The following is a 17,071-nucleotide window of genomic DNA, read 5'->3' as shown; positions in this document are numbered from 1 at the left end:
GTGTACCGGCTGCCCAAGCACCTGGACGAGAAGGTGGCGCGCATCCACGTGGAGGCGCTGGGTGGCGAGCTGACCAAGCTCACCAAGGAGCAGGCAGAGTACATCGGCGTCGACGTCGACGGCCCCTACAAGGCCGACCACTACCGCTACTGAGCCGCCCGGCCGCCGAGTGTCGCGCCGGCGCGGCACTCGGCGGCGATAGGCTCGCGCCGTGCTGATCGCGATCGAGGGCATTGACGGCGCCGGCAAGCGGACGCTGACGGACAAGCTTCGCAACCTTTTTCAGGCGGACGGCAAGTCGGTGGCCATGCTGGCCTTCCCGCGGTACGGGCGATCGGTGACGGCCGACATCGCGGCCGAGGCCCTGCACGGCGAGCACGGCGACCTCGCGTCGTCGGTCTACGCGATGGCGACACTCTTCGCGCTGGACCGTGCCGGGGCGGTCGGCGAAATCGAGGCGCTGCGCCGCGAGCACGACGTGGTGATCATGGATCGCTACGTCGCCTCCAACGCGGCCTACACCGCCGCACGTCTGCACCAGGACGCGGCCGGGCCGGCCGTGGAGTGGATACACGCGCTGGAGTACCGGCGGCTCGGGCTGCCCGCGCCCGACTGGCAGGTGCTGCTCGCGGTGCCGGCCGAGCTGGCCGGGCAGCGCGCCCGCAGCCGGGCGGAGGCCGATCCGGGCCGCGCCCGCGACAGCTACGAACGCGACGACGGGCTGCAGCAACGCACCGGCGCGGTCTACGCCGAACTCGCCGCCGCGGGCTGGGGTGGTCCCTGGTTGAGCGTCGACGCGCACGCCGATCCGAGGCGGCTGGCCGCCATGTTGACCGGCGCCGAGGGCGCCGGGGCAGCACGGGACTGACGCGCGGCGGCGGAGAAATAAGCGAAATTAACGGAATTTGCATCCAAAATTGGCCATCGGGCCAAGAAACGCCCGTGTGGCGCCCCAATTTTGTCCCGATCTGGTGACACCATGGACTCCATGAGGCAAAGGATTCTCGTCGTCGATGACGACGCTTCGCTCGCCGAGATGTTGACCATCGTGTTGCGGGGTGAGGGTTTCGACACTGCGGTCATCGGTGACGGCACCCAGGCCCTGACTGCGGTGCGCGAGCTGCGCCCCGATCTGGTGTTGTTGGACCTGATGCTGCCCGGCATGAACGGCATCGACGTGTGCCGGGTGTTGCGCGCCGACTCCGGCGTGCCGATCGTGATGCTGACCGCCAAGACCGACACCGTCGACGTGGTCCTTGGCCTCGAGTCGGGTGCCGACGACTACATCATGAAGCCCTTCAAGCCGAAGGAGCTGGTGGCCCGGGTGCGGGCGCGGCTGCGGCGCAACGACGACGAGCCCGCCGAGATGCTGTCCATCGCCGACGTCGAGATCGACGTGCCGGCGCACAAGGTCACGCGCAACGGTGAGCAGATCTCCCTGACACCGCTGGAGTTCGACTTGCTGGTGGCGTTGGCGCGCAAACCGCGGCAGGTGTTTACTCGTGATGTGCTGCTCGAACAGGTGTGGGGCTATCGTCACCCGGCGGATACTCGCCTGGTGAACGTGCACGTCCAGCGTCTGCGCGCCAAGGTTGAGAAAGACCCTGAAAACCCGACCGTAGTGTTGACCGTTCGAGGAGTGGGTTACAAGGCCGGACCTCCGTGACCGGCGGCGACGTTGTAAAGCGTCGCGTTAGGGAGGAGCACCTGCAGTGATCTGGGGCTCCCGGCGACGCACTCGAAGCCGCTGGGGACGCTCCGGCCCCATGACTCGTGGCATGGGCGCGGTGAGTCGCGCCGTGGCCATTGCCTGGCGGCGCTCGCTGCAGCTGCGGGTGGTGGCGCTGACCCTAGGGCTGTCCTTGGCCGTCATCTTGGCGCTCGGCTTCGTATTGACCAGTCAGGTCACCAACCGCGTGCTCGACGTCAAGGTCAAGGCCGCCATCGAGCAGATCGAGCGGGCCCGCACCACCGTGGGCGGGATCGTCAACGGCGAAGAGGCCCGCTCGTTGGACAGCAGCCTGCAGCTGGCGCGCAACACGCTGACCTCCAAGACCGACCCGGCCTCGGGTGCCGGGATGGCGGGCGCCTTCGACGCGGTGCTGATGGTGCCGGGCGACGGCCCGCGCGCCGCGACCACCGCCGGTCCCGTCGACCAGGTGCCCATTTCCCTGCGCGGCTTCGTCAAGGCGGGGCAGGCGTCCTACCAGTACGCCGCCGTGCACACCGACGGGTTCTCCGGGCCGGCGCTGATCGTCGGCACGCCCGCGTCGTCTCAGGTGGCCAACCTGGAGCTGTACCTGATCTTCCCACTGAAGAACGAGCAGTCCACTATCCAGCTGGTGCGCGGCACCATGATCACCGGCGGCGCGGTGTTGCTGGTGCTGCTGGCCGGGATCGCGCTGCTGGTGTCGCGGCAGGTGGTGGTGCCGGTGCGATCGGCGTCGCGCATCGCCGAGCGGTTCGCCGAAGGGCACCTGTCCGAACGCATGCCGGTGCGCGGCGAGGACGACATGGCGCGGCTGGCCATGTCGTTCAATGACATGGCCGAGAGCCTGTCGCGCCAGATCACCCAGCTGGAGGAGTTCGGTAATCTGCAGCGCCGCTTCACTTCTGACGTGAGCCACGAACTGCGCACCCCGCTGACGACGGTGCGGATGGCCGCCGACCTGATCTATGACCACAGCGCGGACCTGGACCCGACGCTGGCGCGCTCCACTGAGCTGATGGTCAACGAGCTGGACCGGTTCGAGTCGTTGCTCAACGACCTGCTCGAAATCTCCCGGCACGACGCCGGTGTCGCGGAGCTGTCCGTCGAGGCGGTCGACCTGCGCACCACGGTGCAGAGCGCGCTGGGCAACGTGGGACACCTGGCAGAAGACGCCGGCATCGAGCTGAAGGTGGACCTGCCGACCGAAGAGGTGATCGCCGAGGTCGACACCCGCCGGGTGGAGCGCATCCTGCGCAACCTGATCGCCAACGCCATCGACCACGCCGAGCACAAGCCGGTGAAGATCCGGATGGCCGCCGACGAGGACACGGTGGCCGTCACCGTCCGCGACTACGGCGTCGGGCTGCGACCCGGCGAGGAAAAGCTGGTGTTCAGCCGGTTCTGGCGGGCCGACCCGTCGCGCGTTCGCCGCTCCGGCGGCACCGGGCTGGGCCTGGCCATCAGCATCGAGGACGCGCGACTGCACCAGGGCCGGCTGGAGGCGTGGGGCGAACCGGGCGACGGCTCGTGCTTCCGGCTGACACTGCCGCTGGTGCGCGGGCACAAGGTGACCACCAGCCCGCTGCCCATGAAGCCGATTCCGCAACCCGCCACGACCGGCCCGCAGCACGCGAAAGACCGTCCGCGCCAACACGAACACGCCGAGAGGACCCTGTGATGCGGCGGCTGTTGGGTCTGCTGATGTTGGCCATGTTGCTCGCCGGCTGCGCCGGGGTGCCCAGTTCGTCGGCGCCGCAAGCCATCGGCACCGTCGAGCGGCCGGCGCCGTCGAACCTGCCCAAGCCGACGCCGGGCATGGACCCCGACGTACTGCTGCGCGAATTCTTCAAGGCCACAGCCGATCCCGCGAACCGCCACCTGGCCGCCCGGCAGTTCCTCACCCAGTCGGCGTCCAACGCCTGGGACGACGCCGGTAGCGCGTTGCTGATCGACCACGTGGTGTTCGTTGAAACCCGCGCGGCCGAACGTGTTTCGGCGACCATGCGGGCCGACATCCTGGGGTCGTTGTCCGACGTGGGGGTGTTCGAGACCGCCGAGGGGGTGCTGCCCGACCCCGGTCCGATCGAATTGGTCAAGACCTCCGGCGGCTGGCGCATCGACCGGTTACCCAATGGGGTCTTCCTAGACTGGCAGCAGTTCCAGTCCACCTACAAGCGCAACACCCTCTACTTCGCCGACCCGACCGGCAAAACGGTTGTCCCCGACCCGCGTTACGTCGCGGTGCCCGACCACGACCAGTTGGCCACCGAGCTGATCTCCAAGCTGATCGCCGGGCCGCGGCCGGAGATGGCGCACACGGTGCGCAACCTGCTCGCCCCGCCACTGCGGCTGCGCGGGCCGGTGACCCGGGCCGACGGCGGCAAGAGCGGCATCGGGCGCGGATACGGCGGGGCGCGCGTTGACCTGGAGAAGCTGTCCACCACCGATCCGCACAGCCGGCAATTGCTTGCGGCACAGATCATTTGGACGCTGGCCAGGGCCGACATCCGGGGCCCGTACGTGATCAGCGCCGACGGCGCGCCGCTGGACGACCGGTTCCGCGACGGGTGGACCACCTCCGATGTCGCGGCCACCGATCCCGGCGCGGCCGACGGCGCGGGCGCGGGGCTGCACGCTTTGGTCAACGGCTCGCTGGTGTCGCTGGACGGCCAGCACACCGTCACGGTGCCCGGCGCGTTCGGGCGGGTGGGTGACCAGACCGGCGCCGCGCTGTCGCGAACCGGCCGGCAGGTGGCGTCGGTGGTGACGCTGCACCGCGGCGCCCCGGACATGGCGGCGTCCCTGTGGATCGGTGACCTCGGCCAGGAAGCCGTGCAGGCTGCCGACGGGCACAGCCTGTCGCGCCCCACCTGGTCGTTGGACGACGTGGTCTGGGTGGTGGTCGACGGCAACAACGTGTTGCGGGCGATCCAGGAGCCGGCCTCCGGGCAACCCGCGCGCCTTCCGGTGGATTCGGTGGCGGTTGCCACCCGGTTCCCCGGGCCGATCACCGACCTGCAGTTGTCCCGCGACAGCACCCGCGCCGCGATGGTGATCGGCGGCCAGGTGATTCTCGCCAGCGTCGAGCAGACCCAGGCGGGGCAGTACGCCCTGACCTTCCCGCGCCGGCTCGGTTTCGGGTTGGGCAATTCGGTGGTGTCGCTGTCGTGGCGCACCGGTGACGACATCGTGGTGACCCGCACCGACGTCAGCCATCCGGTGTCCTACGTGAACATCGACGGGGTGAACTCCGATGCGCCGCCGCACGGTTTGCAGATGCCGGTCACGACGGTGGTCGCCAACCCGTCGACGGCCTACGTCGCGGGTCCCCAAGGGGTGCTGCAGTATTCGCCGTCGGCCGACGGTCAGCAGGGCTGGTCGGAGGTGCCGGGGCTGACGGTGCCCGGGGCGGCGCCGGTGCTGCCGGGCTAGCGGAGATCGCCAGCGCGGCGGAGCCGGGCGCAGCGGGTCGCCGCCATCGGGCTAGCGGAGATCGCCAGCGCGGCGGCATGTCACACCCGACCGCCACACTGGCGCCATGCTCGACCTGTTCCTGCCCGCCGAATGCGGCGGCTGCGGCGCGCCGTCGACCCGCTGGTGCGACGCGTGCGCCGTCGAGCTGTCCGTGGCCGCCGATCAGCCGCATGTGGTGAACCCGCGCATCGACCCGGGAGTCCCGGTGTTCGCGCTCGGCCGTTACGCCAACGCCCGCCGGCACGCGATCCTGGCGCTCAAGGAGCAGGGCCGCGCCGACCTCGTCGACCCGCTGGCGCGTGCGCTGGCCATCGGCCTGCACCGTCTGTTGTGGTGGGGGATCGTGCCGACCCCGCTGACGGTGGTGCCCGCACCGACCCGGCGCTCGGCAGCGCGGCGGCGCGGCGGTGACCCCGTCGCCCGGTTGGCGCGCGCCGCGGTGGCGCGGCATCCGGATATCACCGTCGCGCCGGTACTGCGGCTCAGGGAACTGACACGCGACTCGGTGGGCCTGGGCACCGCCGCGCGCGAGCGCAACGTCGCCGGCCGGGTGGTGCTGCGCGGCCGGCCGCCGCGCGCCGACGTCATGGTCGTCGACGACATCGTCACCACCGGAGCGACGGCGCGCGAATCGGTGCGGATCCTGCACGCCGCCGGGGTCCGGGTCACCGCGGTGCTGGCGATCGCCGCGGTGTGATGGGCCGCGGCCGCGCCGAACCCATGAACGAGCCAAGGGCATGTGAAGAACTCGCAACAGCTCGACCAAATTAGTGGCATCGGCAGGCGAACAAGAGCTAACGTCGAAAACAACGAAGAACGACTCATCGGTCTGACTCACTGGTCGCAAAATCTCCAGGTGAGACCCATCCGCGGGAAGGGGTGAGTAATCGACACCTTGCTCCGGCGGGCAGCCTGCGGCGGTAGCCAGTCTCGACCGCTCCCACCTCGTCGGCGCATCAAGCAGCCAGGCACGCAGGGCGCGTGTGACGTGAAGAGAGAAACGAGTTGTCACGTATGTCAAGGCTATCCGTGGATTCCGGTCAGATTCTGGACCAACCGCCCGTCACCGATGGGCAAGCCCAACCGACAACCACCGCCGACGTTGTGTTCAAGGGCCGCAACGTAGAGATCCCCGATCATTACCGTCTGTACGTCTCGCAAAAACTCGCCCGCCTCGAGCGGTTCGATCGCTCCATTTATCTTTTCGATGTCGAGCTCAAGCACGCGCCCAACCGGCGTCAGCGCAAATCCTGTCAGCGCGTGGAGATCACCGCCCGTGGCCGCGGCCCGGTGACACGGGCGGAAGCCTGCGCCAACAGTTTCTACGCCGCGTTCGAGTCCGCGGTCGACAAGCTGGAGAACCGGCTGCGTCGGGTCAAGGACCGCCGCAAGGTTCACTACGGGGACAAGACCCCGGTGTCACTGGCGGCCGCGACCGCGGTGCCGCCACCCGTCCCGCCGCAGCCCCAGCCGGCCGAGCATGCGCCGACCGATGGCGTGGAGGCCGACCACGAGCCCGGACGGATCGTGCGGACCAAGGAGCACCCGGCCAGGCCGATGACGGTGGACGAGGCGCTCTACGAGATGGAGCTCGTCGGACACGACTTCTTCTTGTTCCACGACAAGCAGACCGAACGGCCGTGCGTGGTCTACCGACGGCACGCCTACGACTACGGGCTGATCAGGCTCTCCTGAGGGGGTTCCTCGGGCGGCGACCCGCTACGCCCGGCGTTGCCGCGCTTGCGATCGCCGCTTCGGCGGCCATCACCGGACCGTCGCCTACCATGGGAGTCGCTCAATGCAAGACTCCTACCAACAGGGGACATAGCTGTGCTGTCGAAGTTGCTGCGCCTTGGCGAAGGTCGCATGCTCAAGCGTCTCAAGCGGGTGTCTGACTACGTCAACACCTTGTCCGACGAGATCGAGAAGCTCACCGACGCCGAGTTGCGGGCCAAAACCGACGAGTTCAAGAAGCGGCACGCCGACGGCGAAAGCCTCGACGACCTGCTGCCCGAGGCCTTCGCGGTGGCCCGGGAGGCGGCCTGGCGGGTGCTCGACCAGCGCCCGTTCGACGTGCAGCTGATGGGCGGCGCGGCGCTGCACTTCGGCAACGTCGCCGAGATGAAGACCGGTGAGGGCAAGACCCTGACCTCGGTGTTGCCGGCCTACCTCAACGGCATCGGCGGTAAGGGCGTGCACATCGTCACCGTCAACGACTACCTGGCCAAACGTGACAGCGAGTGGATGGGCCGCGTGCACCGCTTCCTCGGCCTGGACGTCGGGGTGATCCTCGCGCAGATGACGCCCGACGAGCGCCGGGTGGCCTACAACGCGGACATCACCTACGGCACCAACAACGAGTTCGGCTTCGACTACCTGCGCGACAACATGGCGCATTCGCTCGACGATCTGGTGCAGCGTGGGCACAACTACGCCATCGTCGACGAGGTCGACTCCATCCTGATCGACGAGGCCCGCACCCCGCTGATCATCTCCGGCCCCGCCGACGGCGCGTCGAACTGGTACAGCGAGTTCGCCCGGCTGGCGCCGCTGATGGAGAAGGACACCCACTACGAGGTGGACCTGCGCAAGCGCACCGTCGGCGTGCACGAGCTGGGCGTGGAATTCGTCGAGGACCAGCTCGGCATCGACAACCTCTACGAGGCCGCCAACTCGCCGCTGGTCAGCTACCTCAACAACGCGCTGAAGGCCAAGGAGCTGTTCAACCGCGACAAGGACTACATCGTGCGCGACGGCGAGGTCCTGATCGTCGACGAGTTCACCGGCCGCGTGCTGTACGGCCGCCGCTACAACGAGGGCATGCACCAGGCCATCGAGGCCAAGGAGCACGTGGAGATCAAGGCCGAGAACCAGACCCTGGCCACCATCACGCTGCAGAACTACTTCCGGCTCTACGAAAAGCTCGCCGGCATGACCGGTACCGCTCAGACCGAGGCGGCAGAGCTGCACGAGATCTACAAGCTGGGCGTGGTGCCCATCCCGACCAACAAGCCGATGATCCGCGCCGACCAGTCCGACCTGATCTACAAGACCGAGGAAGCCAAGTACATCGCCGTGGTCGACGACGTCGTCGAGCGCTACGAGAAGGGTCAGCCGGTGCTGATCGGTACCACCAGCGTCGAGCGCTCGGAGTACCTGTCGCGGCAGTTCCAGAAGCGCCGCGTGCCGCACAACGTGCTGAACGCGAAGTTCCACGAGCAGGAGGCGACCATCGTCGCGGTGGCGGGCCGCCGCGGCGGCATCACCGTGGCCACCAACATGGCCGGCCGCGGCACCGACATCGTGCTGGGCGGCAACCCCGACTTCCTCGCCGACCTGCGGCTGCGTGAGCGCGGCCTCGACCCGGTGGAGACGCCCGACGAGTACGACGCGGCGTGGCACGAGGAGCTGCCCAAGGTCAAGGCGGAGGCCGCCAAAGAGGCCGAAGAGGTGATCGAGGCCGGCGGGCTGTATGTGCTGGGCACCGAACGTCACGAGTCGCGCCGCATCGACAACCAGCTGCGCGGCCGGTCCGGCCGCCAAGGCGACCCGGGCGAGTCGCGGTTCTACCTGTCGCTGGGCGACGAACTCATGCGCCGGTTCAACGGTGCCGCGCTCGAGGCGATGCTCAACCGGCTGAACCTGCCCGACGACGTCCCGATCGAGGCCAAGATGGTCACCCGGGCGATCAAGAGCGCCCAGACCCAGGTGGAGCAGCAGAACTTCGAGGTCCGCAAGAACGTCCTCAAGTACGACGAGGTGATGAACCAGCAGCGCAAGGTGATCTACGCCGAGCGCCGCCGCATCTTGGAGGGCGAGAACCTCAAGGAGCAGGCGCTGGACATGGTCCGCGACGTGGTGACCGCGTACGTCAACGGCGCGACCGTCGAGGGCTACGCCGAGGACTGGGACCTCGAAGCCCTGTGGACGGCGCTGAAGACGCTGTACCCCGTCGGCATCGACCATGCGACGCTGACCCACCCCGATGCGGACTCCGACCGCGACGACCTCACCCGTGAGGAACTGCTTGAAGAACTGCTCAAAGACGCCGAAAATGCCTATGCCACAAGGGAATCCGAGCTCGAGGAGATCGCAGGCGAGGGCGCGATGCGTCAGCTGGAGCGCAACGTGCTGCTCAACGTCATCGACCGCAAATGGCGCGAGCACCTCTACGAGATGGACTATCTGAAGGAGGGCATCGGGCTGCGCGCGATGGCGCAGCGCGATCCGCTGGTGGAGTACCAGCGCGAGGGCTACGACATGTTCATGGCGATGCTCGACGGCATGAAGGAGGAGTCGGTCGGGTTCCTGTTCAATGTCACCGTCGAGGCGGTGCCCAGCCCGCAGGTCGCGCCGGTCGAAGCGCCGGAGGGGCTGGAGGAGTTCGCCACCGCCGCGGCCGGGCAGCAGGGCAGCACCGCGACGGCCGTGCGCGAAGAGGCCCCAACCCAGTTGCGCGCCAAGGGAATTGACAATGAAGCGCCGGCCATGACGTACTCCGGCCCGTCCGAGGACGGCACGGCGGCGGTGCAGCGCAACGGCGGCGACGGCAAAGCGCCGGCCGGGGTGCCCGGTGGCGCCAGCCGGCGCGAGCGGCGCGCCGCCGCGCGGCAACAGGGCCGCGGCGCCAAGCCACCCAAGTCGGTCAAGCGGCGCTAGCCGCTTCTGGCCTGGCCTGGTTTGGCCGCGCTGCGCCGAGTGTGAAGTTATCTTCACGTTCGGCGCCCAGCGTGAAGCTACCTTCACACTCGGCGGGGCGGCGCGCGATTTGAGGCATCCGCCCCATGTGCCGCGGCGGTGATCGCGCGCAGCATTCGTGTATGACCAGTTCGCGCACCCCGCTGGACGCCGCCACCGCCGTCCTGCAACATCCCGCCCTGCCCGCCGGAAGCGACGAGCGATTCGTCGGCTTCGGCGTGATGGGGCTGCCGTTCGCCGGCGGACATTACCTGGCGCTGCGGGAATTTCCGGCCACGTCGTTCTCGCCCGGCTATCGATCGGTGTGGCACCGCGACCCCGACGGCGTCTGGACGTTTTACGCGACGACACCGGGGCCGCAGAGCTGCGCCCGGTTCTTCAGCGCGGCCACCCCGCGCGACGCCGTCCAATGCGACATCGACGTCGCCTGGGTCACCCCGTGGTCGCTGTTCGTCGAGATCCCGAATCTGCTTGCCTGGCAGATCAATATCCGCGCCACCGCGTCGACGCGACTGATGAGCGCGGTCGGCGGACGGTTACCGGCGCGCGCCTGGACCAACCGAGCGGCCCTGGCCGTGCTCGGCCGGGTCGCAGGCCCGACGCTGCGAGCCGGGCGGATCCGGCTTTCCGGAACGGCACCCAACGGCCAGCGGTTCATGATCGCGCCCGCGCGGGTGTGGGCGGTGGCGCATTCGCGTGCGGTGCTGCGCGATGTGGACCTGGGACCGGTGGGACCGCTACCCCGGCAGCCGAGGCTGGCCGGCTTCCGGCCGCCGCAACGTGGCGTGTTCGTGGTGGGCTCCGGCCATTTCGAGACGTTCGACGCGGCGCGGCATGAGGCGGTGCGACGCACTATCCCAATCGGGTGACCAGACGCCGATTAGCTGGGCACAATGAACCTCATGTCGGAGCCCGAATTGCCGACCCGCGCGGAGTTGCTGGCTGCGCTGTCGGTGGCGATCGACCTCGGCCTGGGCCAGCCCGCCGAGCACATGCTCCGGTCCGCACTGATCGCGACCAGGCTGGCCGACCGGCTCGGCCTGGACGCCGACCAGCGAGACTGTGTTTACTACACGACGCTGATCATGTGGATCGGCTGCCACGCGGACTCCCACGAGTACGCACGGTGGTTCGGCGACGACATCGCCGTGCGCCATGACTCGTACCTGGTCGACTGGTCCGGAATTCCCTACCTGCGCTTCCTGGCGAGCAATGTGGGCCGCGGCCAGCCGTTGGCGCACCGGATCAGCGTGATGGCAACGCTGTTCGCCAACGCGCGGGGTCACATCTCCAGCTTGATCCACTCGCACTGCGCGTCCGCGGCGCTGCTGGCCCACCGAATTGGCTTGGGCCCCAACGTGCAGGCCGCGCTCGCGTTCGCGTTCGAGCGCTACGACGGCGGCGGGCTGCCGGCCGGCGCCCGGGGCGACGCCATCCCGATTCAGATGCGCATCGCCCAGCTCGCCGACATGGTCGAGGTGCACCACCGCACCTACGGCGTCGCCGGGGCCGTCGCCATGGTCAGCGCCCGACGCGGCGGGCAGTTCGATCCCCAGGTGGCCGACGCCTTCGTCCGCGACGCGGACGCGATCCTGGGCGGCCCGCCGGCCGGCGACGCGTGGGCGGCCGCGTTGCGCGAGGCGCCCGATCGCCAGCAGCGGCTCGACGATCAGTCCCTGGACGCTCTGCTTGTTGCGCTGGGCGACTTCGTCGACCTGAAATGCCCTTTCACACTTGGACATTCACGCGCGGTGGCCCGGCTCGCCGGCGAGGCCGCGGTGGCCGCCGGTCTCGGCCCCGACGCGGTCGCGCTGACCCGGCGCGCCGGTCATGTCCACGATGTGGGCCGCATCGGGGTGTCGAATCAGATCTGGTCCCGGCAAGGGCCGTTGAGCGCGTCGGAGTTCGAGCGGGTGCGGCTGCATCCGTATCTGACTGTGCGCATCCTCAACCAGGTGCCGGGCCTTGCGCGGCTGGCCGAGGTCGCCGGAAATCACCACGAATGCCTCGACGGGTCGGGATATCCGCGCGGCCTGGCCGGGGCCGCGCTGGGCCTGCCGGACCGCATCCTGGCCGCCGCCGTCTGCTACCAGTCCGCCTGCGAGCCCCGGCCGTATCGCGAACAGATGATGCCCGCCGCGGCCGCGCGCCGGCTGCGCGGGCGAGCGCAGGCCGGCGAGCTCGAATCGGTCGCCGTCGAGGCGGTGCTGCGCGCGGCGGGACAACCCGCGCAACGGCCGGCCCTGCGACCGGACGGTCTGACCCCCCGGGAGATCGAGGTGTTGTGCCTGGTCGCGCGCGGCGCGTCCAACAAGGAGATCGCGGCGGCGCTGGTGATCAGCGAGAAAACCGCCCGCAATCACGTCGAGCGAACGTACGCCAAGATCGGCGTCTCGAACCGCATCGGCGCCAGCATGTATGCCCTGCAGCACGGGCTGGTGCTCGCCGGGCGATGAGGCAATCGCCCCATGTTCTTCGCGGCCGATCAGGCGCACAATCAGCTAATGAAGCGTTACCTGACGGTCGGCTACGGCGCGGCCGCTTATCTGCTCTTTCTTGCCGTATTTCTGTACCTCGTCGCCTTCATCGGCAACTTCTGGGTGCCGCGGACGGTCGACCGCGGGCTGACGGCGCCCATCGGCGAGGCGGTGTTGGTCAACATGCTGCTGCTCGGTCTGTTCGGCCTGCAGCACAGCGTCATGGCGCGCCCCGGGTTCAAGGCGTGGTGGACCCGGGTGGTGCCGTCGTCGATAGAGCGCAGCACCTACGTGATGCTGTCCAACGCCGTGCTGGTGCTGCTCTATTGGCAATGGCGAACGATGCCGGCCGTCATCTGGAAGGTGGAACTACCGGCCGGGCGCCTGGCCTTGTGGACGCTGTTCTGGCTCGGCTGGGTGATCGCCCTGGCGTCGACGTTCATGATCAACCATTTCGACCTGTTCGGGCTCCGGCAGGTGTATCTGGAGTGGCGCGGAAAACCCTACACGCACATAGCTTTTCACGTTCGGATGCTTTATCGGCTGGTCCGCCACCCGCTCATGCTCGGTTTCATCATCGCCTTCTGGGCGGCCCCCACCATGACGGCCGGACACCTGCTCTTCTCGATCGTGATGACGGGTTACATCCTGGTCGCCACCCGGATCGAGGAGCACGACCTGGTGGAGGCGCTGGGCGATGACTATCTCAACTACCGCCGCGAGGTACCGAGGTTGCTGCCGCTGGGACGCCGGGCGCGCGGCGGCCCCAGCCGACCGGCGGACGCCCCGGGCTGAGGCTCTTTGCCTCCATCCGCTTCCGGCAGCCCCCGTCGACCTGTCAGGATTGACGGTATGGATGTCAAGGAGGTGTTGCTCCCCGGGGTCGGTCTTCGCTACGAATTCACCGATCAGAAGGGCGACCGCATCGGCATCATCGCGCGGCGCAGCGGCGATTTCGACGTCGTCGTGTACGCCCGGGAAGATCCGGACGAGGCCCGGCCGCTGCTGCACCTCAACGACCAGGAGGCCGAGGCCGTAGCCCAGATCCTGGGGGCGCCGCGGATCGCCGAGCGATTCACCGAGCTGGCCCGCGAGATCCCCGGGCTCGAGACGGGCCAGGTGCACATCCTGGCCGGCAGCCCCTTCGTGGATCACCCGCTGGGAGACACCCGGGCGCGCACCCGCACCGGCGCGTCCATCGTGGCGATCGTGCGCAACGAGGAAGTGCTCGCCTCACCCGGACCCGCCGAGATGCTGCACGTCCAAGACGTTCTGATCGTGATTGGCACCGAAGACGGCATCGCGGGCGTCGAGAAGATAATCGACAAAGGCTGAGCCGGTGCAGATTTCGGGGACGCTGCTTTTGCAACTCGGCGCCCTCCTGGCCACTCTGGCCGTATTGGGTGCCGCCGCAAGGCGATTCGCACTGTCGCCCATTCCCGTTTACTTGCTGGCGGGCCTGGCCCTGGGCAACGGGGGCATCCTGCCGGTGTCCGCCGGTGGCCAGTTCATCACCACCAGCGCACCCATCGGCGTCGTGTTGCTGCTGCTAACCCTGGGCTGCGAGTTCTCGGTGACCGAATTCTCCAGCAGCATGCGCCACCACCTGCCGTCGGCGGCCGTCGACATCGTCCTCAACGCCGCCCCCGGCGCGATCGCCGGCTGGCTACTGGGATTGGACGGCGTGGCCATCTTGTGTCTGGCCGGTGTCACCTACATCTCCTCCTCGGGCGTCATCGCCCGGCTGCTGGAGGACCTGCAGCGGCTCGGCAACCGGGAGACGCCGGCGGTGCTGTCGGTGCTGGTGCTCGAGGACTTCGCGATGGCCGCCTATCTGCCGCTCTTCGCGGTCCTGGCGTCGGGCGGCGGGTGGCTGCACGCCGTCGGTGGCATGGCCGTGGCGGTGGGCGCTCTGGTGGCGGCGTTCGCCGCGTCGTACCGGTGGGGTCACCACGTGGAGCGGCTCGTGCAACACCCCGACTCCGAGCAGTTGATGCTGCGGGTGATGGGCATCACCCTGATCGTGGCGGCGATGGCGGAGTTCCTGCACGCCTCGGCCGCGGTCGGCGCTTTCCTGGTGGGCCTCACCCTGACCGGCGAGACGGCCGAGCGGGCCCGTCAGGTGCTGAGCCCGCTGCGCGACCTGTTCGCCGCCATCTTCTTCCTGGCGATCGGCTACTCGGTGGACCCGCACGAGTTGGTCCCGATGCTTCCGGCGGCGCTGATCTTGGCCGCTGTGTCGGCGGCGACCAAGGTGGCCACCGGGATCTTCGCCGCGCGGCACGACGGGGTGGCGCGGCGCGGGCAACTGCGCGCGGGCACCGCGCTGATCGCGCGAGGCGAGTTCTCGTTGATCATCATCGGATTGGCCGGCAAGTCGCTGCCCGCGGTCGCGGCGCTCGCGACGTCCTACGTTTTCATCATGGCGATCGCGGGGCCCGTCCTCACCCGCTACACGGGCGGTCCTCGGGCGGCCGGAGCACCGGCGGCCTGACCGGTGGCCGCCGTCACCCGATGTGCAGGGCCACCACCATCCACCGGTTGCCGCCCGCGGCGCTGACCTGTTCGACGCGGCAGGCGATGGCGTGGATCCGGTTCCCGCGGCTGTAGGAACCGAAGACCTCGGCGGCCGAGTCCGGGTCACGGTGACCGGCCGCCTGTAGCCGCATCCGGCGCAACACCGCGGCGCCCCGGTTACGGCCCGCGGCCGAACGGCCAACCGCGGCCACCGAATCCACCAGGCTCGGCGCCAGCAGCGGATTCAACTGGGCCGCGGGCCGGCGACGGTCGATGACCTCCAGCACCCGGCGCAGCGCCGCGTCGGCGAAGATGGCGGCCTGGCGCAGCCGCGGGGACATTGCCGCGCCGGGATCAGGCGCCGGCGCCCTGCTGGGCTGCCCGGTGTAGGACCGCGGCGGCGCGTGGCTGCTACGGCGGCGCAACGCGGGGCGCGAGGATTGCCGGCACTGCGCGACGGTGTGCGGCGCGTCCTGCGTCGGCGGCTCGTAGTCGACGACTGGTATGACGGTGAAAGCGTCAGGTGGATTCGCAGCAGGACTAGTGTTCAACGCGCACTCTCCAACTCTTCGGCCGGACCTTTGAGCCTGCTGGAGAGGGGCAGACGGTGGTTAGTCAGTGGTCATCATGGCACAACTCGACCGCACGCGTACCCACGCTGACTTGTGTACGGCCACACGGTTACCGTGGGCGGGACATCGGGCGCCAGGGCCCCGGGGCCCCGAGCACACGGGCGACGAAATGACCAGGAGGACAGCGCCGCATGGTGAGTCGCTTGTCCCCGTCGGACGCGTCGTTCTATCGGATGGAGAACACCGCGACCCCGATGTACGTCGGATCGCTGTCGATCCTGCGCCGCCCCCGTGCCGGCCTGAGTTACGAAACGCTGCTGGCCACCGTCGAGCAGCGGCTGCCGCAGATTCCGCGCTACCGGCAGAAGGTGCGGGAAGTTCGGGTCGGCACGGCCCGGCCGGTGTGGCTCGACGACAACGACTTCGACATCACCTATCACGTGCGGCGCTCGGCGTTGCCCTCCCCGGGCAGCGACGAGCAGCTGCACGAGCTGATCGCGCGGCTGGCCGCGCGGCCGCTGGACAAGTCCCGCCCGCTCTGGGAGATGTACCTCGTCGAGGGCCTGTCCAAGAACCGGATCGCGCTCTACACCAAGTCGCATCAGGCGCTGATCAACGGCATGTCGGCGCTGGAGATCAACCACGTCATCGCCGACCGGACGAAACGCCCGGCGCCGTTCCCCGAAGACATCTGGATCCCAGAGCGCGATCCCGGCAACACCCGGCTGATGTTGGGCGCGGTCGGTGACTGGTTTGCGGGTCCGGGCGCCCAGCTGCAGGCCGTCGGCTCGATGGTCGGTGGCCTTTTGACCAACCACGTCGAGCTGCTCAACGCCGGACGCCGGGCCGTCGATCTGGTGCGCACCGTGACCCGGGGCACCGCCCCCAGCAGCCCGCTCAACGCCACCGTGTCGCGGCACCGGCGCTTCACGGTCGCGCGGGGCAGCCTCGAGGATTACCGCACCGTGCGCGCGCGGTATGACTGCGACGTCAACGACGTGGTGCTCGCGGTCATCGCCGGCGCGCTGGGTAACTGGCTGATGTCGCGGGGGGTGGCGGTCTCGCCCACCGCGACGGTGCGGGCGATGGCGCCGCTGTCGGTGTACGACGACGGCGACCTCGACACGAGCGGGCCCGGTCAGGCGATCAGCCAGGTGATGCCGTTCCTCGTCGACCTGCCGGTGGGGGAGCCCAACGCTGTGGTGCGGCTGTCGCAGATCGCGCACGCCACCGAATCGAACCCGACGGCCGCCCAATTGGTGGATGCCAGGACCATCGTCACGCTCTCGGGTTTTGCCCCACCGACGCTGCACGCCATGGGCATCCGGGTGGCGACCAGTTTCCCGAGTTTCTCCAAGCGCACCTTCAACCTGCTCATCACCAACGCCCCCGGCGCCCAGTCGCAGATGTACATCGCCGGCACCAAATTGTTGGAGACCTACGCGGTGCCGCCGCTGCTGCACAATCAGGCGCTGGCGATCGGCGTGACGTCGTACAACGGCGAGCTGTACTACGGAATCAACGCCGACCGCGAGGCCATGAGCGATGTCGAGTTGCTGCCTGGACTGCTGAACCAGGCGCTCGAAGAACTCCTCGAGGCATCCCGGTCCTAGTCGGCGGTG

At 69.0% G+C, this 17,071-nt stretch carries 15 protein-coding genes; 14 read left to right on the top strand and 1 reads right to left on the bottom strand.

Features of this window, described 5'->3' with window-relative positions; translation table 11 throughout:
* The 13 genes from A5760_RS25845 to A5760_RS00710 all read left to right on the top strand — a co-directional run.
* Positions 1–153, top strand: a 153-nt coding sequence (locus tag A5760_RS25845) for an adenosylhomocysteinase (RefSeq protein ID WP_196771930.1), incomplete at its 5' end; no start/stop codon positions are given.
* 58 nt (positions 154–211) lie between these two features.
* Positions 212–868, top strand: coding sequence for a dTMP kinase (locus A5760_RS00765; protein ID WP_064877163.1), 657 nt, complete (start codon positions 212–214; stop codon positions 866–868).
* Between the two features lie 111 nt (positions 869–979).
* Complete coding sequence (mtrA, locus tag A5760_RS00760) at positions 980–1,666, top strand: two-component system response regulator MtrA (RefSeq protein ID WP_007168097.1); 687 nt, start codon at positions 980–982, stop codon at positions 1,664–1,666.
* Between the two features lie 46 nt (positions 1,667–1,712).
* Complete coding sequence (mtrB, locus tag A5760_RS00755; protein ID WP_082279269.1) at positions 1,713–3,389, top strand: MtrAB system histidine kinase MtrB; 1,677 nt, start codon at positions 1,713–1,715, stop codon at positions 3,387–3,389.
* Complete coding sequence (gene lpqB / locus A5760_RS00750; protein WP_196771929.1) at positions 3,389–5,143, top strand: MtrAB system accessory lipoprotein LpqB; 1,755 nt, start codon at positions 3,389–3,391, stop codon at positions 5,141–5,143. The genes mtrB and lpqB overlap by 1 nt, the downstream gene beginning before the upstream one ends.
* Positions 5,144–5,249: 106 nt before the next feature.
* On the top strand, positions 5,250–5,882 hold the full coding sequence (locus tag A5760_RS00745; RefSeq protein WP_064877160.1) for a ComF family protein: 633 nt from the start codon (positions 5,250–5,252) through the stop codon (positions 5,880–5,882).
* 332 nt (positions 5,883–6,214) lie between these two features.
* On the top strand, positions 6,215–6,880 hold the full coding sequence (gene hpf, locus A5760_RS00740; protein ID WP_064877159.1) for a ribosome hibernation-promoting factor, HPF/YfiA family: 666 nt from the start codon (positions 6,215–6,217) through the stop codon (positions 6,878–6,880).
* 135 nt (positions 6,881–7,015) lie between these two features.
* Positions 7,016–9,844, top strand: a complete 2,829-nt coding sequence (gene secA / locus A5760_RS00735; RefSeq protein ID WP_064877158.1) for a preprotein translocase subunit SecA — start codon at positions 7,016–7,018, stop codon at positions 9,842–9,844.
* 161 nt (positions 9,845–10,005) lie between these two features.
* Positions 10,006–10,752 carry a hypothetical protein gene (locus A5760_RS00730; protein WP_064877157.1) on the top strand — a complete coding sequence of 249 codons (747 nt, stop codon included), beginning with the start codon at positions 10,006–10,008 and terminating at the stop codon, positions 10,750–10,752.
* Positions 10,753–10,785: 33 nt separating this feature from the next.
* Positions 10,786–12,339, top strand: coding sequence for an HD domain-containing phosphohydrolase (locus A5760_RS00725; protein WP_064877185.1), 1,554 nt, complete (start codon positions 10,786–10,788; stop codon positions 12,337–12,339).
* Positions 12,340–12,387: 48 nt separating this feature from the next.
* Entirely contained in the window at positions 12,388–13,155 is a 768-nt protein-coding gene (mddA, locus tag A5760_RS00720) for a methanethiol S-methyltransferase (protein ID WP_064877184.1), read from the top strand.
* Positions 13,156–13,212: 57 nt separating this feature from the next.
* Entirely contained in the window at positions 13,213–13,695 is a 483-nt protein-coding gene (locus A5760_RS00715) for a cation:proton antiporter regulatory subunit (protein WP_064877156.1), read from the top strand.
* A 4-nt stretch (positions 13,696–13,699) separates the two neighbouring features.
* On the top strand, positions 13,700–14,854 hold the full coding sequence (locus tag A5760_RS00710) for a cation:proton antiporter (protein WP_064877155.1): 1,155 nt from the start codon (positions 13,700–13,702) through the stop codon (positions 14,852–14,854).
* A gap of 13 nt (positions 14,855–14,867) precedes the next feature.
* On the opposite strand, the gene A5760_RS00705 is transcribed toward A5760_RS00710, so the two are convergent.
* On the bottom strand, positions 14,868–15,428 hold the full coding sequence (locus A5760_RS00705; protein WP_231122508.1) for an Rv3235 family protein: 561 nt from the start codon (positions 15,426–15,428) through the stop codon (positions 14,868–14,870).
* A 212-nt stretch (positions 15,429–15,640) separates the two neighbouring features.
* Here A5760_RS00705 and A5760_RS00700 point away from each other — a divergent pair, with 212 nt between their 5' ends.
* A complete protein-coding gene (locus tag A5760_RS00700) occupies positions 15,641–17,062 on the top strand; it encodes a WS/DGAT/MGAT family O-acyltransferase (RefSeq protein ID WP_064877154.1) in 1,422 nt (473 codons plus the stop codon).
* Positions 17,063–17,071 lie beyond the last annotated feature (9 nt).

Source organism: Mycobacterium colombiense, from assembly GCF_001665835.1.
Taxonomy (GTDB): Bacteria; Actinomycetota; Actinomycetes; order Mycobacteriales; family Mycobacteriaceae; genus Mycobacterium; species Mycobacterium colombiense_A.
The sequence above is the reverse complement of the archived record's forward strand: the minus strand, read 5'-3'. Positions and strand labels throughout refer to the sequence as shown.

Bases quoted from the DNA above. Each gene is read 5' to 3' on its own strand.
- mtrA (WP_007168097.1), top strand. From the start codon at position 980: ATGGACTCCATGAGGCAAAGGATTCTCGTCGTCGATGACGACGCTTCG.
- lpqB (WP_196771929.1), top strand. From the start codon at position 3,389: ATGCGGCGGCTGTTGGGTCTGCTGATGTTGGCCATGTTGCTCGCCGGC.
- A5760_RS00745 (WP_064877160.1), top strand. From the start codon at position 5,250: ATGCTCGACCTGTTCCTGCCCGCCGAATGCGGCGGCTGCGGCGCGCCG.
- A5760_RS00730 (WP_064877157.1), top strand. From the start codon at position 10,006: ATGACCAGTTCGCGCACCCCGCTGGACGCCGCCACCGCCGTCCTGCAA.
- A5760_RS00725 (WP_064877185.1), top strand. From the start codon at position 10,786: ATGTCGGAGCCCGAATTGCCGACCCGCGCGGAGTTGCTGGCTGCGCTG.
- mddA (WP_064877184.1), top strand. From the start codon at position 12,388: ATGAAGCGTTACCTGACGGTCGGCTACGGCGCGGCCGCTTATCTGCTC.
- A5760_RS00715 (WP_064877156.1), top strand. From the start codon at position 13,213: ATGGATGTCAAGGAGGTGTTGCTCCCCGGGGTCGGTCTTCGCTACGAA.
- A5760_RS00700 (WP_064877154.1), top strand. From the start codon at position 15,641: ATGGTGAGTCGCTTGTCCCCGTCGGACGCGTCGTTCTATCGGATGGAG.